The following is an 18841-nucleotide window of genomic DNA, read 5'->3' as shown; positions in this document are numbered from 1 at the left end:
AGTTTGTAATCTCAAGCACGTTCATCCGGACCAAGACGAAAGCTGACCAATGGCTTCCACATCGCGCCCACGAGGGCATGCACTAACGAACTTCATCGCCGTAATCGCGGCGACGGGCGGCCTCCTTTTCGGGTATGATACAGGTATCATCTCGGCCGCCCTGCTTCAGCTCACCCCGCAATTCCAGCTCACCACGGAGAGCGCCGAGATCGTTACCTCGGCCGTCATTCTTGGTGCGCTGATTGGCTGTATCTCGGCAGCGCCGCTTTCGGATCGTCTGGGTCGTCGTCGTACGATCATTGCTGCGGCAACGTTGTTCCTTATCGGCACCGTGATCGTCACCTTTGCGCACACGGTCGCTGTTCTGACCTTTGCCCGTCTTATCCTTGGTCTGGCCATTGGCGCATCCTCGCAGATCGTGCCGATCTATATCGCCGAGATCGCGCCGCCCGAGCGTCGCGGTTCGCTCGTGGTTGCATTCCAGTTTGCCATCGCCTTCGGTCAGCTTATCTCCTTCATCACCGGCTATCTGCTGCAGGATTACTCCTGGCGCCTGATGTTCGGCCTGGGTGTCATCCCGGCAGTCATCCTTTTCGTCGGTATGCTTTTCCTGCCCAACAGCCCGCGCTGGCTGGCCATGCAGGGTGAATTCGAACGCGCCCGCACCGTTCTGCGCAGCGTGCGTCGCACCGATGCTGAAGCTGACCGTGAACTGCAGGAAATTCAGGACCAGCACGACGAGAAGGCCCCGCTTTCCGAGGTGTTCAAGCCCTGGGTTCGCCCGGCTACCATTGCGGCCGTTGGTATTGCGCTGCTTTGCCAGCTTACAGGCATCAACGCGGTCATGTACTACGCGCCGACCATTTTTGCCGATGCTGGCTTTGGTCAGTCATCCGCGCTGCTGACCTCGGTTGCGGTCGGTGTTTCGATGGTTGGTACGGTTGCATTCGGCGGCTGGGCCGTCGACGCCTGGGGGCGTCGTACCCTCATGCTTCGCATGATCCCCGGCGCTGTTGTTTCGCTCGTTCTGCTGGGCTTCATGTTTTTCACCGGCCAGACCCATGGCTGGGGTGCATTTGTGACTGCCGCTGCCGTGGTGGGTTATGTCGTGTTCAACGTCGGCAGTCTTTCCGTGGCGATCTGGCTGGTGGGTGCAGAGGTGTTCCCGCTCTCCTGCCGTGGCACGGGCATGAGCCTTGTTGCTGCGAGCCACTGGGGCGCAGATCTGATCATTTCGCTCACGACTCTCAGCATGGTGAAGGCGCTCGGCGCTGGCGGTACGTTCTGGCTCTTCGCGGCCGTGAATGCTGTCTCGTTCTTCTTCGTGCTGCGTTATGTGCCCGAGACACGGGGCCGTTCGCTCGAACAGCTCGAGGCATCCCTGCGTGACGGCACCTTTGCGCCCATCGCTCGCGCCAAGGCTGCTGCTGCCGAATAAGACGACATGCGCTCTCCTGTCATGACGACAGGGGACGATCATGGGTATGAACGGCGTTGCTCCGCTGCTATATGCGGGACAACGCCGTTCACCGTTTTTGAAAGATCGTCATGGCACGCCGTCGTCAGCTCTATGAAGGAAAAGCCAAGATCCTGTTCGAGGGGCCAGAGCCCGGCACACTCGTTCAGTATTTCAAGGATGATGCCTCCGCCGGCAATGGCGTGAAAAAGGGGATCATCACCGGCAAGGGCGTGCTGAATAACCGCATCAGCGAACACCTCATGCTTCGCCTGCATGAAATCGGTATTCCGACTCATTTTGTCCGCCGCCTGAACATGCGCGAGCAGCTGATCCGCGAAGTCGAGATCATCCCCCTTGAAGTCGTTGTGCGCAACGTGGCTGCGGGCTCGATTGCCAAGCGCCTCGGCCTAGCCGAAGGCACGCGTCTGCCCCGTTCGATTCTCGAATATTACTACAAGAACGATGCGCTCAACGACCCGATGGTGTCGGAAGAGCATGTCACCGCCTTTGGCTGGGCCAATGCGCAGGATCTCGATGAGATCAATGCCTACGCGCTGCGCACCAACGATTTTCTCACGGGCATGTTCCAGGGCATCGGCATCCAGCTTGTCGATTTCAAGCTCGAATTTGGTCGCCTGTGGGAAAACGACGAGATGCGTATTGTGCTCGCCGACGAAATTTCTCCCGATAACTGCCGCCTGTGGGACACCAAGACGAGCGAGAAGCTCGACAAGGACCGTTTCCGTCGGGATATGGGCCGTGTCGAGGAAGCTTATCAGGAAGTCGCCCGCCGCCTTGGCATTCTGCCCGAGGCCGGCAACGGCGATCTCAAAGGACCGGAGGTCATGCAATGAAAATTCGCGTCAATGTCATGCTGAAGGAAGGCGTGCTCGATCCGCAGGGCAAGGCCATTGGGCACGCCCTTGAGGTGCTGGGCTTTGCCAATGTCGGCGAAGTGCGCGTGGGCAAGACCATGGAACTCGAGATCGCGACCGAAGACCGTCAAAAGGCACTCGCCCAGGGCGAGGCAATGGCCCGTGAGCTTCTGGCGAACCTCGTGATCGAAGATTTCGCTGTCGAGGTTGTTGGATGACCCGCAAGCTGGCTCTTCTGGCGGCAGTTGCGCTTGCACTGCCAGCAGGCGGCCTGGCCGGTGTGGCTCAGGCTGATGAGCATCGTCTCTCTTCCATGCAGGCCGGTCGCTTTGGCGCCATCTGCTCCAAGCCCCAGGGCAAGGCCGTCTGTGATGCCTATATTGCCGGCATGGCCGATTCAGGTGCGCTTTCGGCACTGAACGCCAAGAGCAATGGCGATAGCGGCACGGTGGTCGGTTTCTGCGTCCCTGACGCCGAAACCACCGATGCCATGCGTGGCAAGGTGCTGTCCTGGCTCAAGGCCCATCAGGACGTCCTGAAATTCCCTGTCGGCAAATCCGTTTTTGCTGCACTGCACGAGGCCTATCCGTGTTCGGGCCAGGGAGGGAAGCCATGAAGGCCGGTATCGTCGTTTTCCCCGGCACGAACCGTGAGCGCGACATGGAGCAGGCGCTTCGTCTCGTCAGCGGCAAGGCACCCACCATGCTCTGGCATCGTGATACGAGCCTGCCTGATCTGGACCTGATTGTCCTTCCGGGCGGGTTCAGCTTTGGCGACTATCTGCGTTCGGGCGCCATGGGCGCACACTCGCCGATCCTGCGCGAGGTGCGTGCCTTCGCCGAGCGCGGCGGGTATGTGCTGGGCGTGTGCAACGGGTTCCAGATCCTGACCGAAGCCCAGCTTCTGCCGGGGGCGCTCCTGCGTAATGCAGGGATGCGTTTTCTTTCGCAGGACGGGTTCCTCCGTGTCGAGACGCAGGATACGGCCTTTACGCGTGACTGGTCCAAGGGCGATGTCTTCCGTGCGCCGCTGGCTCATGGTGACGGCAACTACACAGCTTCGGAGGCCGAACTCGATCGCCTTGAGGGTGAAGATCGTGTGGCTTTCCGCTATGTTTGCGCCAAGGGCACACTCGATGCCGCGAACCGCATCAGTAATCCCAATGGCAGCCAGCGCTCCATTGCAGGCATTCTGAGCGCCAACAAGCGCGTCTGCGGCCTGATGCCCCACCCTGAAAACCTGGTCGATCCCGATCTTGGCGCGACAGATGGCGTGCCGCTGTTCTCGGGTCTGGTGAAGAGTCTCGTCGCATGAGCATGATCGTCAACGCTGAACTCGCCGCCCGCTTCGGTCTCTCTGCGGAGGAATACCAGAAGGTTCTGGACATCATGGGCCGCGTGCCCAGCCTGACCGAACTCGGTATCTTCTCGGTCATGTGGTCGGAGCATTGCTCCTACAAATCATCGCGCGTGCATCTCAAGACCCTGCCCACCAAGGCCCCCTGGGTCATTCATGGCCCCGGCGAAAATGCCGGTGTTGTGGATATCGGAGACGGTCTTGCGGCTGTCTTCAAGATGGAGAGCCACAACCATCCGTCGTTCATCGAGCCCTATCAGGGCGCGGCGACAGGCGTGGGTGGCATCCTGCGCGATGTGTTCACGATGGGCGCGCGCCCCGTTGCCAATCTGAACGCACTTCGCTTCGGTGACCCGTCGCTTCCTGTGACGCAGCGCGTGATTGATGGCGTGGTACGTGGCATTGGTGGCTACGGTAACTGTGTTGGTGTTCCCACGGTAGGCGGTGAGATCAATTTCCACCCGGCCTATAATGGCAACCCGCTCGTCAACGCCATGACCGTTGGTATCGCCCGTCAGGATCGCATTTTCCTCTCGGCTGCTGCGGGTATCGGCAATCCGGTGGTTTATGTCGGCTCCAAGACCGGGCGCGATGGCATTCACGGCGCTACCATGTCCTCGGCGGAATTCGACGAACATGCGGCGTCCAAGCGTCCGACGGTGCAGGTGGGTGATCCGTTCACCGAGAAGCTGTTGATCGAGGCCTGTCTCGAACTGATGGCGACCGATGCCATCGTGGCGATTCAGGATATGGGTGCGGCTGGCCTCACATCCTCTGCTGTCGAGATGGCAGGCAAGGGTAGTGTCGGTATCGAACTCGACCTCGACAAGGTGCCGCAGCGCGAGACCGGTATGACGGCCTATGAAATGATGCTGTCGGAGAGCCAGGAGCGTATGCTCATGGTGCTCAAGCCCGAACGCACCGACGTAGCCCGCGCCATTTTCGAAAAATGGGACCTTGATTTTGCGATTGTCGGCGTGCTGACCGATACGGCGCATATCACGGTCAAGCATCTCGGCAAGACGGAGGCGGATATTCCGCTTGCGCCACTGGCTGATGAGGCACCGCTCTACCATCGTCCCATGACGCACGCTGCCAAGCCGGCGCGTCTGGGCACTGTGGCCGATCCTGCGGGTGTCGAACATGCGCTGCTGACCCTGCTGGCCTGCCCGGATCTCGCTTCGCGCGCCTGGGTCTGGAACCAGTATGACAGCGGCGTGGGGGGGCAGACGGCCCGTCGCCCCGGTGCGGCCGATGCTGCCATCGTTCGCGTCGAGGGCACGAAGCGCGGTCTTGCCATGACGACCGATTGTACGCCGCGCTATTGTCAGGCTGACCCGCATGCGGGTGGGGCTCAGGCAGTTGCAGAAGCCTGGCGCAATATCACGGCAACGGGTGCGCTGCCGCTGGCCGTGACCGATAACCTGAACTTCGGCAATCCCGAAAAGCCGGAGATCATGGGTCAGTTCGCCGATGCCATCAAAGGCATGGGTGAGGCCTGCCGTGCGCTGGATTTCCCGGTGGTGAGTGGTAATGTGTCGCTATACAACCAGACGAGCCATCCGAGCGGTCTGAGCCAGCCGATCCTGCCGACGCCGGCCATTGGCGCTATCGGTGTGATCGACGATGTAACCAAGGCGATTGGTCTTGGCATGCCTGAGCAGTGCGAACTTGTTCTGATTGGCGAGATCCGCGGCGAACTCGGCCAGTCGCTTTGGTTGCGTGAGATCTGCCATCGCGAAGATGGTGCCCCGCCGATCATCGATCTTCACGCGGAGCGTCGCAACGGCGACTTCGTGCGCAAGATGATCGGGGAAGGGCGCATTGAGGCCTGCCACGACATCGCCGATGGCGGATTGCTTGTGGCCGTGGCGGAGATGGTCATGGCGAGCGGCGTTGGCTGCCATCTTGACAAGCCGCATCACGGCACGAGCCTTCATGCCTATTACTTCGGCGAGGACCAGGCCTGCTACGTGGTGGCAACCAAGCATGCTACCGCGCTGATCGATGCAGCTGAAAAGGCTCATGTGCCAGTGCGCCATCTCGGACGTTCAGGGGGTGATTCACTGGTTCTGACCGACGGTATGAGCCTGTCGGCCGAGCGTATGCGCAAGGTCAATGCCGAGTTCTTCCCCAAGCTGATGGAGCGCTGAACCATGCCGATGAGCGCCGAAGAAATCGAACGCACCATCAAGGCTGCCCTGCCTGATGCCGTGATCGAGATTCATGATCTCGCGGGCGATGGGGACCATTATGCTGCAACCGTGACCAGCACTGCTTTTGCGGGGCTGCCACGGGTGCGCCAGCACAAGCTCGTCTATGACGCGTTTGGTGGCCGTATGGGGACAGAGCTTCACGCTCTGGCCCTCAAAACACAAACCCCCTGACAATCGAGACTAGTTGGGTCTATAATTAAGCGATTATTGACCCAACGCGCATCTCGCGCACAGGAGCGATCCATGGCCGAAGCTACTTTCCAGCAGATTCAGCAGCTTATCGACAACAATCCCGTCATGCTTTTCATGAAGGGTGACAAGCTGTTCCCGCAATGCGGTTTTTCCGCACGCGTCGTGCAGATCCTCGGGCACATGGGCGTCGATTTCGAGACGGCCAATGTGCTTGCAAGCCCGGAACTGCGCCAGGGCATCAAGGACTTTTCGCAGTGGCCGACAGTGCCGCAGCTTTACATCAAGGGCGAGTTCATCGGTGGCTGCGATATCGTGACCGATATGTTCCAGAGCGGCGAACTGGAGTCTCTGCTGGAAGAAAAGCAGATTGCCAAAAAGGTGTCCTGATCTGCCTTGATTAAGCCATAAACTCTGCGCGCTGCCACGGTTTCGTCTTAAACTGTGGCAGTATTGCAACGGTAAATCTTCTTGTAAAAATTTCTTCTTCAGACCTCTTGTTGTGCTTTCGCAGTCCTGACTAACGTGGCGGAAGTCATTCAGAGGGAAGAAAAAATGCGGCGTCTATCGGGTCTCAAACTTGCAGCTTCAGTCGTCGCCGCCGGGGCAGCCTTCGCCTCTCATGGTGCAAGCGCAAGAGAGATCACCGATTGGGAAGCCTCCAAGCTGACGCTTGATGCGCTTACCGCCACGCCCGTCTATCACCGCCCCGTCACCACCTATACGCATCACCACGGCGCAGCCGTTCATCAGGTGGCCGCCCATCACGTCTCAGCGCCGTCGCGTCGCGCCCTAGTCCACACTGTGGTTTATCACGCCAAGGCACCGGCAAGCAGCAAGCATCACGCCCGCCGTCACGGCTGACAGATTGGGGGCGCTACAGCGTCCCGCTTGGACTGCTCTCCTGCGGGGGTGTTATCGTGTCTACCAGGCAGGGCCATTTGTGGGGCTCGCCGACGCTACTGAACTTCGGTAGCTAACTAGACCGTGCTCCCGGCGTTTCCCGCCGACCATTTCCGACCGCCATGCTATGCAGCCGCGGTCGCTCCCCGAAGGCTTCTGTCTCTCATCCAAGGCAAGTCCGGTGCAGGGGCAACAGCGCTGTTCGACGGTTGGACTAACCGTCCCTCAGAATATCCTCGATCCATCCAACATTCCCGGCGACGTCATATATCATGAGGTCGAACCGGGTCTTTTCGCGTCGCCATGACGGCTGCGTCTGAAGAAGATACTCCGCAGCGGCAAGTAGACGGCGCTGCTGGGGAAGCCTCAGGGCGTAGGCGGCCTCATCCAATGTTCGGCGCTGCTTGACCTCAACGAACAGAATAAGACCGTCATTCGCCGCGACGAGATCGATCTCGCCATATGGCGTGCGGCATCGCTCGGCAAGAAGCACGTAGCCCGCATTTGCAAGCGTTTCGCGCGTGTGGGCCTCCGCCGCCATTCCAGCGGCGAAAGCCCTGCCGCCGCGCCTTTGGCGCGCGGTCGTCACAGCCTGCTACGGAGCAACCTTGCAGCCTCGACTGCGAAATAGGTAAGGACGCCATTGCAACCGGCACGCCGAAAGGCAAGCAGGCTTTCAAGTATGGCGCGATCGCGGTCCAGCCAGCCATTCTGGATAGCCGCCATCAGCATCGCGTATTCACCTGATACCTGGTACGCAAAAGTCGGAACGGCGAAGGTTTCGCGAACCCGATGGATGATGTCCAGATAGGGCATGCCGGGTTTGACCATGACCATATCTGCGCCTTCCTGAATGTCGAGCGCGACCTCGCGCAGCGCTTCATCGGAATTGGCAGGGTCCATCTGATAGGTTTTCTTGTCGCCCTTGAGCAGTCCCCCGGACCCCAGAGCGTCACGGAACGGACCATAGAAGGCGGAAGCATATTTGGCGGCATAGGACATGATGCGCACGTTGTCGTGCCCTGCCTTGTCCAGAGCGGTGCGTATTGCTCCGATGCGTCCATCCATCATGTCAGACGGGGCGATGATGTCGATCCCGGCTGCGGCCTGATTGATGGCCTGTAGCGCCAGAATCTCTACCGATGCGTCATTGACGACGTAATCGCCCTCGATAAGACCGTCATGGCCATGATCGGTGTAGGGGTCGAGCGCCACATCACCAATCAGCCCAAGGTCAGGATACAGGCGCTTGATTTCACGCGCAGCCTTGCAGATCAGGTTGTCCGGGTTGGTGGCCTCACGGCCCGTTGCATCCCTGATGTCTGTCGGGGTGATCGGGAAGAGGGCCACGGCGGGGATACCGAGACCGATGGCCTCGGCCAGATGAGCCTCAAGCAGGTCCACGCTCACGCGTTCGACCCCAGGCATGGAGGCGACACTGCTGCGCTGCCCTTTGCCATCACAGACGAAGATCGGCCAGATCAGATTGTCGATCGTCAGCGTCGTTTCGGCTACGAGGCGGCGCGTGAAACCGTCGAAACGGTTACGTCTTGGACGGCTGAGTGGAAAGGATCCGGTGATCATCGCGTTGTTCCCTCGGTAGTAAGCTTGCTCTTTTTGATACCATACAGCGCATAAACGACCAGTCCGGCGATCAGCCAGACCACCATGCGTAGCCAGGTGAGCGCATCCAGCGACACCATGACCGCGAGGCAGCTCAGGATACCGCAGACCGGGGTGAACAGCCCGCCGGGTGCGCGAAACGCGCGGGGGCGATTTGGCTCACGAATGCGCAGGATCAGGACACCCACACAGACCAGCACGAAGGCGAGCAGGGTGCCGATTGAGGTCATGTTGCCGAGCACGGAGATCGGCACCAGCCCTGCCAGCAGGCAGGTCACCACGAGAAAGATCAGGTGAGACACGGCTGGTGCCCGCGTGCGTGGGCTGAGGCGGCCAAATATCGCCGGTAGCAGGCCATCATGCGACATGGCGTAGAACACGCGCACCTGACCCATCATGAGCCCCATCAGCACCGAGATATAGCCAAACAGGATGCTGAACTTGAGAGCGCCCTGCAGCCAGAACAGATGGGTGATATCGATGGCTGTGGCCACAGGGCTGCCATCGCCCTCGAGCTGGCGATAATCAACGACGCCGGTCAGCACGAAGGCGAAGGCGATATAGATGATGGTGCAAATGAGCAGGCTGCCCAATATGCCAATAGGCATGGTCCGCTCAGGGTTGCGGGCCTCCTGCGCGGTGGTGGCGATGATGTCGAAGCCCAGATAGGCAAAGAAGATCATACCAGCAGCCCGCATGATGCCCGAGACGCCAAAATGACCGAACTCGCCTGTGTTGGGCGGAATGAAGGGGGTGAAATGCTCGGGCTTGATGAAGGGCGAGCAGAATATGATGAAGGCGCCGACCACTCCGAGCTTGAGCACCACGACCACAGCATTGATGCGCGTGGACTCGGAAATGCCGCGCAGCAAAAGCATGACGATGAACACAATTGCGGCCATGGCGGGAAGGTTGATCCAGCCATGAGCCATGCTGCCATCCGGCAGCTTCACCATGCTCATGGGGGATGCCATCCAGCGCGGGTCCGGATGCAGGTCCCACTGGCCCAGAATCGAGGCCAGATAGCCTGACCAGCTCGAGGCTACGGCTGCTGCCCCTACAGTGTATTCCAGCACAAGGTCCCAACCGATAACCCAGGCAACTAGCTCGCCAAGCACAGCATAGCTGTAGGAATAGGCCGAGCCGGCAGACGGGATCATGCTGGCCAGTTCGGCATAACAGAAGGCGGCAAACCCGCAGGCAATGGCAGCCACCACAAAAGCGAGTATGACTGCTGGCCCCGCATTCTGGGCCGCAGCAATGCCTGTCAATGAAAACAGGCCAGCCCCGACGGTCGTGCCCACCCCAAGGGCAATCAGCGAAAACGGTCCGATAACGCGGTGCAGCCCGTGTTCGCCTTTTTCGTCGGTTGCCACGTCAATCGGTTTGCGCCGCCACAGGGCGGCGAGGGGCTGGGCCATTCAGTCTTCCTCTAAAACAACTCTCCCGCGCTAAACGGGTTGGCGGCGGGGGGAAATCTGGGATATTGCCCATCGTGATACGCCATTTTCCGCGTCTGTGCGCCCCCTCCGGGAGAGAAAAGAATGACTACTCGCGAGAACATGTCCCCCCAGCACGATTTCTATCATCGCGGTCTGAATGAAGCAGACCCCGAGGTGGCAGAAATCATCAACGCCGAACTGATCCGTCAGCAGGATGGCATTGAACTGATCGCATCCGAGAATATCACCTCTTTTGCCGTTCTTGAGGCGCAGGGCTCGGTCCTGACCAACAAATACGCCGAAGGACTGCCCGGCAAGCGCTATTACGGCGGGTGCGTCGATGTCGACCGCGTGGAAAATCTGGCAATCGAGCGTATCAAGGCGCTGTTTGGCGTCGAGTTTGCCAACGTGCAGCCCCATTCTGGCGCGAACGCCAACCAGGCCGCCTTCATGGCGCTGGGCAAGCCGGGTGACACCGTGCTGGGCATGAGCCTCGCCGCTGGTGGACATCTGACGCATGGTGCCGCGCCGAACTACTCAGGGAAGTGGTTCAACGCAGTGCAGTACGGTGTGCGTGCCGAGGACGGAACCCTCGACTACGAGGAAATGGAGCGCCTTGCACGTGAGCACAAGCCGACGATCATTGTCGCAGGTGGCTCGGCTTATCCCCGTCATATCGATTTTGCACGTTTCCGTCGCATTGCGGACGAGGTGGGTGCCTATCTGATGGTGGACATGGCGCATTTCGCCGGTCTCGTCGCGGCTGGTCTTTTCCCGAGCCCCGTGCCCCATGCGCATATCGTGACCAGCACCACGCACAAGACGCTGCGCGGCCCGCGCGGTGGCATTGTGCTTACGAATGATCCGGACATCGCCAAGAAGGTCAATTCAGCCGTATTCCCGGGCCTGCAGGGCGGTCCGCTCATGCATGTCATCGCTGGCAAGGCTGTGGCCTTTGGCGAGGCCCTTGGCGAGAAGTTCAAGGCGTATCAGGGCGCGGTGGCTGAGAACGCCCGCGTTCTGGCCGAGGAGCTTGTGGCACGCGGCTTTGACATCGTGACCGGTGGGACGGATTGCCACCTCGTTCTGGTCGATCTGCGTCCCAAGAAGGTAACGGGCAAGATTGCCGAGGCGGCTCTCGAGCGCGCCGGGATCACGGCTAACAAGAATGCAATCCCGTTCGACCCTGAAAAGCCGTTTGTGACCTCCGGTATCCGTCTGGGCAGCCCGGCCGCGACGTCACGCGGTTTTGGCGTTGAGGAATTCCGCACGATCGCTCGCATGATCGATGAAGTGCTGAGTGCCTACGGAACGCCGGAGCAGGACAGCGTCGAGCAGCGCGTGCATGACGAGGTAAAGGCGCTTTGCCGTCGCTTCCCCATCTATGACGTCGCCTATCCCGGCGCCTGAGGATCGAAGAGGGGGGCAATGAGCCCCCCTTTTTTTGCCCGCGCGGGGCGATTGCGGTGGATCGTTTGACCTGGTTTCGCCGCGATCGTGTCCAGAGTGTCGTCTGGCTGCCGCGACCGGATCGGGCCTATAGCCTGCGTGCAAGCCTCACCGCGAGTTGCCCTCTGCGCACACACAGATTGGGCATGATGAGGACGCATTGGTCGTAGGGCGTACAGATTTCATCATCACCGTCCAGCGCGATAACCGTGCCCGCCTTTTCAATCACCTGACCACCGAGATAACTCTCGGTAAACCCGAAACTGGCGCTTCTGGCGACGACATTATCGGTCACCATTGCCTGGCGTGAAACGGCAACCGGCTCGCTCCGGCTGCCCCAATGCACAAACCCCGCATTCTCAACAAAATGACGAATGACGCGTGCGCTGGTCTCGACCGTTTCCGGTCGCCAGTGCTGACCTGCCTCAAGCAGTACGCTACGCCCTGTGCCGCCGGGTGCCATGAAACGCTCCTGCTCGATCAGCCTTGCGCCTCCAACATGTCCCAGATCGGTGAGGGTCAGAAAGGGTGTGTCGGCCTGCGACGAGAGGAGGCCCGCCAGTGTGATCGAGCGTTCTGTCTGCGGCGAGATGAAAAGAGGTGACGAATCCCATAACATGGAATGAAGATCGAGCAGCATGTCGCTGCGCTGGATGACGGGCAGCAACTCCTGTGCCCGCTCCATTTCAGTCGAACCAGGCTTCTGGCTCAGCCTGTCATTGGACCAGACACGATTGAGATCTTCACCGATGAAGCGCGACGCTGTGGGGTACGACGGGTCGAAGCGCTCGAAGGCGGCCATATTGGCAAATACGATGCGCAGTGTTCCGCAAAGGGGCCTGATATCCTCCCTGAGCAGACGGTCGGCAGCGGCGGCGCCAGCGAACTCATTGCCGTGGATGAGGGAAATCACCGCGATTTCCGGCCCCGGTACAGGGCTCTCGCGCTCGATGACGCCGGCTATCCCGTTATTGCCGGCCCGCCACGGTGAGAGATCAGGTGGGTCAATCAGGATCGGGAATTCGGGAAGGCGACGCGGCAGCGCCAGGCTGGGCAGCAGGCGCTGCCGCCGCCTGCGGACAGGGTGATGATCGCGCGGTGATGCCCCGCAACTCATGCAGCAAGACAGACCTGTCTGACAAGGCGGTCGATCATGGTTTCACATCGCGCCAGCTGGTCGATTGTGATCCATTCATCGGGTTTATGCGCCTGGGCGATATCACCGGGGCCACACACGATCGTCTCGAGCCCGGCCTGTTGGTAGATACCGGCTTCCGTCCCATAAGAGACATAACCCGCACTGTTGCGCCCCGTAATCTGCTGCAAAAGCGAGACCAGGGGCGATGTGGGTGAGAGGTTCAGGGGCGGGAGGTCGACAAGGGGCGTCAGTGTCAGCCCGCAAGATGGATCGGCCATGCGCAGGGCTGCGTCGATTGGCGCAAGGCGCTCTGTAATGGACTGGAAAATTGCGGCGTTGTCGTCACCCGGTACAGCACGCCATTCAAGCTCGAAACTGGCTTGTTCGGGCACGATATTCAGAATGCTGCCACCACTGGCGAGCCCGACCTGCATGGTCGTGTGATCGGGGAGGAAACCGCTGACATGGGGGCCATTGCGTTCGAAAGCGTCGCTCATATCTGCGAGTGCTGCGATGGCACGCCCCATGGCGTGAAGCGCGTTGACGCCCAGCGCAGGCTGGGAGGAATGGGCGGGGCGGCCCCGGATATCCACGCGCACCGTGAATCGCCCTTTATGGGCGATGATCGGCGCGAGCATGGTGGGCTCACCAATCACGCATGAATCGGGCATCAGGCCGCGTGAGATGACATCCTCGATCAGATAGCGGGCACCGTTACAGGTGATTTCCTCATCGAAGGTGAAGAAGAGATGGACAGGCTTGCGCAGGGGCAGGCTTCGGATGCGGGGTATGGCGGCTAGCATGGCAGCCACAAACCCCTTCATGTCGGTGGCGCCGCGTGCGTAGAGTCTCTCATCCTGCCGGGTGAGGCTGAATGGATCACGAGACCAGTCCTGTCCCTCGACGGGCACACAATCGACATGACCAGACAAGGCCAGACCACCGGGCGCTACCGGGCCAATGATGGCATGCAGGTTCCATTTGCCGTCCTCTGGCCCACGACTGCGCGTATAGGGCACGTCCTGCTCATCGAGCAGCGCAGTAATCCAGTCGATGAGGGGCGCATTGGCATGACGGCTTGTCGTATCGAACGAGACAAGCTTTTCCAGAATCGCAATGATGTCCATCGTCTGGGCCTTGGGAGCGGTCATGGGGAGAGTTTAGACCCTGCCTGTCGAAAACCTCAAGGCCGTGTAACTCAGGAAACGATGCTGATACGGTAGCCGATCTCCTTTTCAATCGCTCTCAGCAAAAGTCGCTCATCTCGCGTGCAGAAGGACAGCGCCGCGCCGCGCTTGCCTGCCCGCGCCGTGCGGCCAATGCGGTGCACATAGGTTTCGGCCTTCTCGGGCAGGTCGTAATTGAGGACAAGCGCCACATCATCAATGTCGAGCCCTCGGGCTGCGACATCCGTTGTGAGCAGGATCATGGATCGCCCGCTGCGCAGGGCCTCCACCGCCTTCTGTCGTGCGCCCTGTGCCAGATCGCCATGCAGCGTTGTGACGGGCAGACCTGCCTTGCGCAGATGCTTGCCGATCTGGTCCACCGAGGCCTTCGTGCGCAGGAACACGATCTGGCGTCCCTCGGTTTCGGCACACAGGCGGGTGAGGGTGGCCAGCTTTTCCTCGGCCTCAACGAACATGGCGCGCTGCTTGATGCGACGCGGCGTGACGGTCTGGCTCTCAAATTCAAGCGTGACGGGTTTGTGGAGCAGGCGACTGGCCAGGGCGCGGCCCGTGGGCGGCAGCGTGGCAGAGCACAGCATGGCCTGACGTTCCTGCGGCAGATGCAGGATGATATCATCCATTGCCGCGAGGAAATCCTCGTCCAGCATCTGGTCTACCTCATCCACGATCAGCATGCTGACAAGGTCGAGCCTGCAGGCGCCGCTGGCGAGGAGGTCGATCAGGCGGCCAGGGGTTGCAACCGCAATATCCACGCCTTCCGCCAGCGCCTCGATCTGCGCATCCTTGGGGAGGCCGCCGCAGAGCAGGCGCGTGCGAAAGGGCAGGCGTCTGCCGATCTGGCGGCATACACCGGCGATCTGGGTCACGAGCTCACGGGTCGGGGCCAGAATCAGTACACGGGGTGCGCCGGGTTGCCGTTCCGCGGAGAGCGACAGAAGGCGCTGGAAGGCGGGCGCCGCATAAGCTGCGGTCTTTCCAGAGCCGGTCTGTGCCACAAGAAGCACATCGTGCCTGTCATTCAGTTCGGGCCAGACGCGGGTCTGCACCTCATTGGGTTTCTCTATGCCCACTTGCTTGAGGCCCGCGTTGACCAGCGGGTCGAATGGAAAGGCGGCAGGATCTTGAACATCACTCATGGATGCTTCTTGCCAAAGTTCTGCCGGTGAAGGAATTACCGAGTTATGAGTGTAGCCATCATTGCTGAAGATTTTGCCGGAATGCGCGCCCAGGCGAGCGGTCTTGTCGAGCGTGCGGGGCTGGAATGGCATTTTCATCCCGTGCGGATCGGAGGAGTCTGGCGCCGTATCCCCACGAGATTCTGCCCCGACCCGCTGCGTGCTACGGCACCGATCGTGCTGCCGGGCAACACCCGCCTGCTTGTCAGCGTTGGCGGGACAGGCGGGGCAGTCGGGGCAGCGCTGAAAAAGCGCACCGGGTTGCCGCTGGTGCAGATACAGAACCCCCGCATGGATGCGGCTCGCTTCGACCTGATTGTGGCCAATGTTCATGATCGCATGGCCGGACCCAATGTCGTGGCGGCCCGAACCGCCCTGCATGGCGTGACCCCTGCAAAGCTGTCCGACGCCCGGACCCTGTGGGAAAGCAGGCTGCGAACAGGCAAAAAGGCCCTCTTGTCCGTTCTGATTGGCGGCGCGAATGGCCGGTTCAGTTTTGGCGTCAATGAAGCCGCAACACTCGGCGCACAGCTTGCCGGGATCGCCCGGACGCAGGATGTAACGATTGCCCTTACACCCTCACGCCGAACCGACCCGGCAGCTTTGGCGGTGTTGCGCGAGGCGCTGGATCCGTCATGCGCCATGATATGGGACGGGCAGGGGGATAATCCCTATCTCGGTATGCTTGCCTGCGCCGATATGATTGCCGTGACGACGGATAGCGTATCGATGATCTCGGAGGCCGCCGCCACGACAGCGCCGGTCTTGATCATTGATCTGCCGGGGCGTTCACGGCGCATCCGGACCTTTGTCGAGACACTGGCCGAGGCCGGGCGTGTTCGTCCGTTCACGGGCGCGTGGGCGCCGTGGGCTATAACGCCGCTTGACGATACCGGCAGAGCGGCCGATGAAATGCGTCGGCGTCTCGCTCTCTGAACAAGGAGTGGCGGGGTCCGTAATAAAGAAAACGGGTACAGGACGACCATGCTCGATATCATCACCTTCGACGCTCAGGGCGGCGGAAACATCCTCTACAAGGCGCTTGCGCATCCCTTGGCGAGCGAGGCTCTGAGGCGACTGGAAGCGACACTGGCGGCTGGGGGTGGCTTTGCGGTTTATGACCCGGGCAATGTGCTGCGTACGCTGGTCGCCCTGTACCCCGGACTCACGCCTTCCTGCGGTGTCTACACGCATGACAGCGAGCAGGTGGGCAAGGATGATGGGCTGGGCGGCGAGAAGCTGGCCCTGACGGATCTTTCATCATCCGAGGCCAGGCAGGTGCTTGCCCTCTCCTTCGAGCATGAAAAGATGTTGTCGCGCCTCGCGCGCGTCACCCATGCCGATCAGCAGATTTTCTCTCTGGAGCCCGCAAAATTGCCGGACTCCATGCTGAGCAATCCGCGCAACTATCTCGACAAGCATAATTTCGCGACGAACTTTGCGTTCTTCCGTGATGATGAGCGCTTCAGTACACGGCTCGTCACGGCGAATTACTGGTGCAACTACGACGCGACCGATGTGCGTTACTGGTTCCGCCTTTATGACGACAAGGGCGAGATCCTGGCTGAATGGGAAGAGGAAATTCCCGACGCGCCTGCCGGTATTGTTGTGGACAGTGCCGTGGTGCGGGCGCGTTTCGATCTGCCGGCTTTCTGCGGTCAGCTTTTCGTTCATGTGCTCGGTGCGCGTGGGCATGATGTCGTGAAATATGCGCTCGACACTTATGGCAAGAATGGCGAGCCCAGCCTCTCGGTCACGCATGACGCCAATGCCTGGCCATCACCGCGTTTCGCAACGCTGCCGGCACCGCGCCCCGGTGAGGCGCTGATTCTCTGGATCCAGAACAGCCATGCTACGCCTATTCCGGCGGGTGCCATTACACTCAACCAGATGGGCGAGGAGACGCATTTCCCGGTCACGGTCGAGGTTGGCCCATTCTCCACCTACGCGCTCGATGTGGGTGCGCTTGTGAAGGATATTGTTTGGCCGGCCCAGCTTGAGTTGCGTTCGGGAAACCACATCGTACGGCCACGCTACGAGATTACCGAAGGCGGTCTGACCCGTATCGCGCATCTGAACGTGGAGCGTCGTGACCTCGTACCTGAACCAGCGTTGCGCAAGCTGCCGCCTTCGATGGGCCGCGGGTTTGTGTTGCCTTTCCCCATTCTCGACCCCAAGCGCTTCACCAGCGTGGTGCAGCCGAACCCGATGTCGGAAAAGATCACCAGCCTGCCGCTGCGTCTCGATGTTTTCGATGATGAAGGGACGCTCATCACACAGAAGTTTCTAGGCAATCTGCCGCGCAATCATGAGACAGCAATTGCCCTGCACGAGCTGACTGACTGCGCTGGCCACGCCGACCTCGTGTATGATTTCCGCGACGGTGGCGAGGGGGATGGCTGGATGCATGCCCTGATGCGCTATGAGAACCGCGAGAATGGTCACGCGGCAGAGACCAGCTTTGGCGGGCATATCTTCAACACGCTCATGACGTGGCGTAGCGAGCCGCAATCCTACGCCGGTCCGCCGCCGGGTCTGACGACACGTCTTTTTCTCAAGCTCGGTCAGGAGGGCCATGAAAGCTTCTCCTGCCTGATCCATCCGGCCTCGGTTGAGGGAACAGCGCCCTCAGAGACGATTCTGCATCTCTATTCGAATGATGGTGTCGAGCTGGAGCGCCGCAGGATCAGCATCAATCCATCGGGCTCGTATATGGTTTGGCCGCACGAGATCTTTGGTGCTGAAAAGCTGGCCGAGGCAGGGATTGGCGGCTACGTGTTGATCCGTGATCTGAGCTGCCGTCTGTTCGGCTATCATGGGCAGCGCAATGCTTCGGCCGGGTTCTCGCTCGACCATATGTTCGGGTTCTGATCCTTTTTTTCATTTTCCACCTTGCCGCGTCATCGGGCCTTTGCTAGAGACGCGGCACCGCAGGATGGGTGCGTAGCTCAGCGGTAGAGCACTGCCTTCACACGGCAGGGGTCACAGGTTCAATCCCTGTCGCACCCACCATCCTCACCCCCCAGAAAACTGCCGTTTTTTGAAGATTGCCGACTCTAGGCCTGAGTCCGGTTATGTTCATTCGGGTACGTTCTGAGCCGAGTCATATCGTGTCAAGCTGTGCCAGATCCGTGCCACTTTCCGCGAGTCGTCTGCCGCGGTACTGACCCGCAAGACCTTGCGATCCTGTGAGGACTGCGGCGGCGTGGATGGACATGCGGGAGGGGGCTCTCCCTCAGCGAGACAGGCAGCTCACCAACCCAGAGCAAGCGTATCAGACGGTTAACGACCAGCGCCTGTTCGTACTGAGCTTGAGTGCCAAACAGGGAGGGCAGCAATTCGCCGTGTGGTGTGGTCGTGTCCATCTGTCCGGTCAGGGAGCGAGAGGTGACGCTTTGATGCTTGAGTTCGGTGATCGTGGTCAGGAGGTGGGGGAGCGATCGTCCAAGGCAATCGAACTCCCACAACCCGAGCCTGTCATCACACTTGATACATGCGAGGAATGCCTTGAAGCCGGGGCGATTGTCGCAGGTGCATGAAGCCTTGTCGTGATGCAGATGGCGCTCACCGAGTTCCGCGGTAGTCAAGGCGTCGCGTTGAAGGTCCACCTATTGACGGTCATTGATCGAGGACACCCGATGTAACCGACCAGCATGGGGGATAAACGCCCAGATCAGGGTTATCGTACCGCAGATCGATCCGACAGGGTTGTTCGTGCAGTTTTCGGGTCGTTTCCGTTGTATCCCGATGGGCGCTTTGCACACTGACAAAAACACTAGTTTCCCATCGAGGCGCTTTTTATCGCTCAATTACTTCGCCTGATCTATCA

General features: G+C 60.3%; 19 protein-coding genes and 1 tRNA gene. 13 read left to right on the top strand and 7 right to left on the bottom strand.

Annotation, left to right across the window (positions count from 1 at the left end; all coding sequences use genetic code 11):
- The first annotated feature begins 49 nt into the window (after positions 1–49).
- The 9 genes from F3J08_RS11000 (at position 50) to F3J08_RS10960 (ending at position 6959) form a co-directional block, all read left to right on the top strand.
- Positions 50–1438 carry a sugar porter family MFS transporter gene (locus F3J08_RS11000; protein ID WP_122039587.1) on the top strand — a complete coding sequence of 463 codons (1389 nt, stop codon included), beginning with the start codon at positions 50–52 and terminating at the stop codon, positions 1436–1438.
- 110 nt (positions 1439–1548) lie between these two features.
- Positions 1549–2313, top strand: coding sequence for a phosphoribosylaminoimidazolesuccinocarboxamide synthase (gene purC, locus F3J08_RS10995; RefSeq protein WP_025886165.1), 765 nt, complete (start codon positions 1549–1551; stop codon positions 2311–2313).
- Positions 2310–2552, top strand: coding sequence for a phosphoribosylformylglycinamidine synthase subunit PurS (gene purS / locus F3J08_RS10990; RefSeq protein ID WP_122039588.1), 243 nt, complete (start codon positions 2310–2312; stop codon positions 2550–2552). Before purC ends, purS begins: the two co-directional genes overlap by 4 nt.
- On the top strand, positions 2549–2950 hold the full coding sequence (locus F3J08_RS10985; protein WP_023979210.1) for a Rap1a/Tai family immunity protein: 402 nt from the start codon (positions 2549–2551) through the stop codon (positions 2948–2950). Before purS ends, F3J08_RS10985 begins: the two co-directional genes overlap by 4 nt.
- A complete protein-coding gene (gene purQ, locus F3J08_RS10980; protein WP_166929928.1) occupies positions 2947–3648 on the top strand; it encodes a phosphoribosylformylglycinamidine synthase subunit PurQ in 702 nt (233 codons plus the stop codon). The genes F3J08_RS10985 and purQ overlap by 4 nt, the downstream gene beginning before the upstream one ends.
- Positions 3645–5843: a phosphoribosylformylglycinamidine synthase subunit PurL gene (gene purL, locus F3J08_RS10975; RefSeq protein ID WP_166929927.1), complete on the top strand. Its 2199-nt coding sequence runs from the start codon at positions 3645–3647 to the stop codon at positions 5841–5843. The genes purQ and purL overlap by 4 nt, the downstream gene beginning before the upstream one ends.
- 3 nt (positions 5844–5846) lie before the next feature.
- Entirely contained in the window at positions 5847–6077 is a 231-nt protein-coding gene (locus F3J08_RS10970) for a BolA family protein (protein ID WP_031241086.1), read from the top strand.
- A gap of 72 nt (positions 6078–6149) precedes the next feature.
- A complete protein-coding gene (gene grxD / locus F3J08_RS10965) occupies positions 6150–6485 on the top strand; it encodes a Grx4 family monothiol glutaredoxin (RefSeq protein WP_023979215.1) in 336 nt (111 codons plus the stop codon).
- A 165-nt stretch (positions 6486–6650) separates the two neighbouring features.
- Positions 6651–6959 carry a hypothetical protein gene (locus F3J08_RS10960; RefSeq protein WP_166929829.1) on the top strand — a complete coding sequence of 103 codons (309 nt, stop codon included), beginning with the start codon at positions 6651–6653 and terminating at the stop codon, positions 6957–6959.
- 253 nt (positions 6960–7212) lie between these two features.
- Here the strand turns inward: F3J08_RS10960 and F3J08_RS10955 are convergent, their stop codons facing one another.
- Genes F3J08_RS10955 through F3J08_RS10945 form a run of 3 tightly spaced genes read right to left on the bottom strand, consistent with a single transcriptional unit; the run spans position 7213 to position 10042 of the window.
- A complete protein-coding gene (locus F3J08_RS10955; RefSeq protein WP_166929925.1) occupies positions 7213–7539 on the bottom strand; it encodes a YraN family protein in 327 nt (108 codons plus the stop codon).
- Between the two features lie 44 nt (positions 7540–7583).
- Complete coding sequence (hemB, locus tag F3J08_RS10950; RefSeq protein WP_122039592.1) at positions 7584–8582, bottom strand: porphobilinogen synthase; 999 nt, start codon at positions 8580–8582, stop codon at positions 7584–7586.
- Entirely contained in the window at positions 8579–10042 is a 1464-nt protein-coding gene (locus F3J08_RS10945) for an APC family permease (protein WP_166929923.1), read from the bottom strand. Before F3J08_RS10945 ends, hemB begins: the two co-directional genes overlap by 4 nt.
- A 123-nt stretch (positions 10043–10165) precedes the next feature.
- Here F3J08_RS10945 and glyA point away from each other — a divergent pair, with 123 nt between their 5' ends.
- Positions 10166–11473, top strand: a complete 1308-nt coding sequence (glyA, locus tag F3J08_RS10940; RefSeq protein ID WP_122049948.1) for a serine hydroxymethyltransferase — start codon at positions 10166–10168, stop codon at positions 11471–11473.
- 127 nt (positions 11474–11600) lie between these two features.
- On the opposite strand, the gene F3J08_RS10935 is transcribed toward glyA, so the two are convergent.
- The 3 genes from F3J08_RS10935 to F3J08_RS10925 are packed head-to-tail and all read right to left on the bottom strand — an operon-like array spanning position 11601 to position 14973.
- Positions 11601–12629, bottom strand: a complete 1029-nt coding sequence (locus F3J08_RS10935) for a succinylglutamate desuccinylase/aspartoacylase family protein (protein WP_166929922.1) — start codon at positions 12627–12629, stop codon at positions 11601–11603.
- Complete coding sequence (argE, locus tag F3J08_RS10930; RefSeq protein WP_166929921.1) at positions 12626–13801, bottom strand: acetylornithine deacetylase; 1176 nt, start codon at positions 13799–13801, stop codon at positions 12626–12628. Before argE ends, F3J08_RS10935 begins: the two co-directional genes overlap by 4 nt.
- A 47-nt stretch (positions 13802–13848) precedes the next feature.
- Positions 13849–14973: a DEAD/DEAH box helicase gene (locus F3J08_RS10925; protein WP_166929920.1), complete on the bottom strand. Its 1125-nt coding sequence runs from the start codon at positions 14971–14973 to the stop codon at positions 13849–13851.
- A 45-nt stretch (positions 14974–15018) separates the two neighbouring features.
- Between F3J08_RS10925 and F3J08_RS10920 the strand changes: the two genes are divergently transcribed.
- From F3J08_RS10920 to F3J08_RS10910, 3 genes are all read left to right on the top strand, one after another.
- On the top strand, positions 15019–15948 hold the full coding sequence (locus F3J08_RS10920) for a mitochondrial fission ELM1 family protein (RefSeq protein ID WP_166929919.1): 930 nt from the start codon (positions 15019–15021) through the stop codon (positions 15946–15948).
- Between the two features lie 48 nt (positions 15949–15996).
- The gene (locus F3J08_RS10915) at positions 15997–17883 is read left to right on the top strand and encodes a hypothetical protein (RefSeq protein WP_166929918.1); all 1887 of its coding nucleotides are present in this window, start codon (positions 15997–15999) and stop codon (positions 17881–17883) included.
- A 66-nt stretch (positions 17884–17949) separates the two neighbouring features.
- A tRNA-Val gene (locus tag F3J08_RS10910) sits at positions 17950–18024 on the top strand.
- 101 nt (positions 18025–18125) lie between these two features.
- On the opposite strand, the gene F3J08_RS10905 is transcribed toward F3J08_RS10910, so the two are convergent.
- Positions 18126–18620 (bottom strand): recombinase family protein, encoded by a 495-nt coding sequence (locus F3J08_RS10905; RefSeq protein WP_370458716.1) that lies wholly within the window; start codon positions 18618–18620, stop codon positions 18126–18128.
- Between the last annotated feature and the right edge of the window lie 221 nt (positions 18621–18841).

This window comes from Asaia sp. As-1742 (assembly GCF_011753235.1).
GTDB classification, from domain to species: domain Bacteria; phylum Pseudomonadota; class Alphaproteobacteria; order Acetobacterales; family Acetobacteraceae; genus Asaia; species Asaia bogorensis_B.
This window is presented reverse-complemented; position numbering and strand designations above follow the sequence as displayed.

What these genes read in the sequence shown, in the direction of transcription:
- F3J08_RS11000 (WP_122039587.1), top strand. Translation starts at nt 50, where the DNA reads ATGGCTTCCACATCGCGCCCACGAGGGCATGCACTAACGAACTTCATC.
- purC (WP_025886165.1), top strand. Translation starts at nt 1,549, where the DNA reads ATGGCACGCCGTCGTCAGCTCTATGAAGGAAAAGCCAAGATCCTGTTC.
- purS (WP_122039588.1), top strand. Translation starts at nt 2,310, where the DNA reads ATGAAAATTCGCGTCAATGTCATGCTGAAGGAAGGCGTGCTCGATCCG.
- F3J08_RS10985 (WP_023979210.1), top strand. Translation starts at nt 2,549, where the DNA reads ATGACCCGCAAGCTGGCTCTTCTGGCGGCAGTTGCGCTTGCACTGCCA.
- purQ (WP_166929928.1), top strand. Translation starts at nt 2,947, where the DNA reads ATGAAGGCCGGTATCGTCGTTTTCCCCGGCACGAACCGTGAGCGCGAC.
- purL (WP_166929927.1), top strand. Translation starts at nt 3,645, where the DNA reads ATGAGCATGATCGTCAACGCTGAACTCGCCGCCCGCTTCGGTCTCTCT.
- F3J08_RS10970 (WP_031241086.1), top strand. Translation starts at nt 5,847, where the DNA reads ATGCCGATGAGCGCCGAAGAAATCGAACGCACCATCAAGGCTGCCCTG.
- grxD (WP_023979215.1), top strand. Translation starts at nt 6,150, where the DNA reads ATGGCCGAAGCTACTTTCCAGCAGATTCAGCAGCTTATCGACAACAAT.
- F3J08_RS10960 (WP_166929829.1), top strand. Translation starts at nt 6,651, where the DNA reads ATGCGGCGTCTATCGGGTCTCAAACTTGCAGCTTCAGTCGTCGCCGCC.
- F3J08_RS10955 (WP_166929925.1), bottom strand. Translation starts at nt 7,539, where the DNA reads ATGGCGGCGGAGGCCCACACGCGCGAAACGCTTGCAAATGCGGGCTAC.
- hemB (WP_122039592.1), bottom strand. Translation starts at nt 8,582, where the DNA reads ATGATCACCGGATCCTTTCCACTCAGCCGTCCAAGACGTAACCGTTTC.
- F3J08_RS10945 (WP_166929923.1), bottom strand. Translation starts at nt 10,042, where the DNA reads ATGGCCCAGCCCCTCGCCGCCCTGTGGCGGCGCAAACCGATTGACGTG.
- glyA (WP_122049948.1), top strand. Translation starts at nt 10,166, where the DNA reads ATGACTACTCGCGAGAACATGTCCCCCCAGCACGATTTCTATCATCGC.
- F3J08_RS10935 (WP_166929922.1), bottom strand. Translation starts at nt 12,629, where the DNA reads ATGAGTTGCGGGGCATCACCGCGCGATCATCACCCTGTCCGCAGGCGG.
- argE (WP_166929921.1), bottom strand. Translation starts at nt 13,801, where the DNA reads ATGACCGCTCCCAAGGCCCAGACGATGGACATCATTGCGATTCTGGAA.
- F3J08_RS10925 (WP_166929920.1), bottom strand. Translation starts at nt 14,973, where the DNA reads ATGAGTGATGTTCAAGATCCTGCCGCCTTTCCATTCGACCCGCTGGTC.
- F3J08_RS10920 (WP_166929919.1), top strand. Translation starts at nt 15,019, where the DNA reads ATGAGTGTAGCCATCATTGCTGAAGATTTTGCCGGAATGCGCGCCCAG.
- F3J08_RS10915 (WP_166929918.1), top strand. Translation starts at nt 15,997, where the DNA reads ATGCTCGATATCATCACCTTCGACGCTCAGGGCGGCGGAAACATCCTC.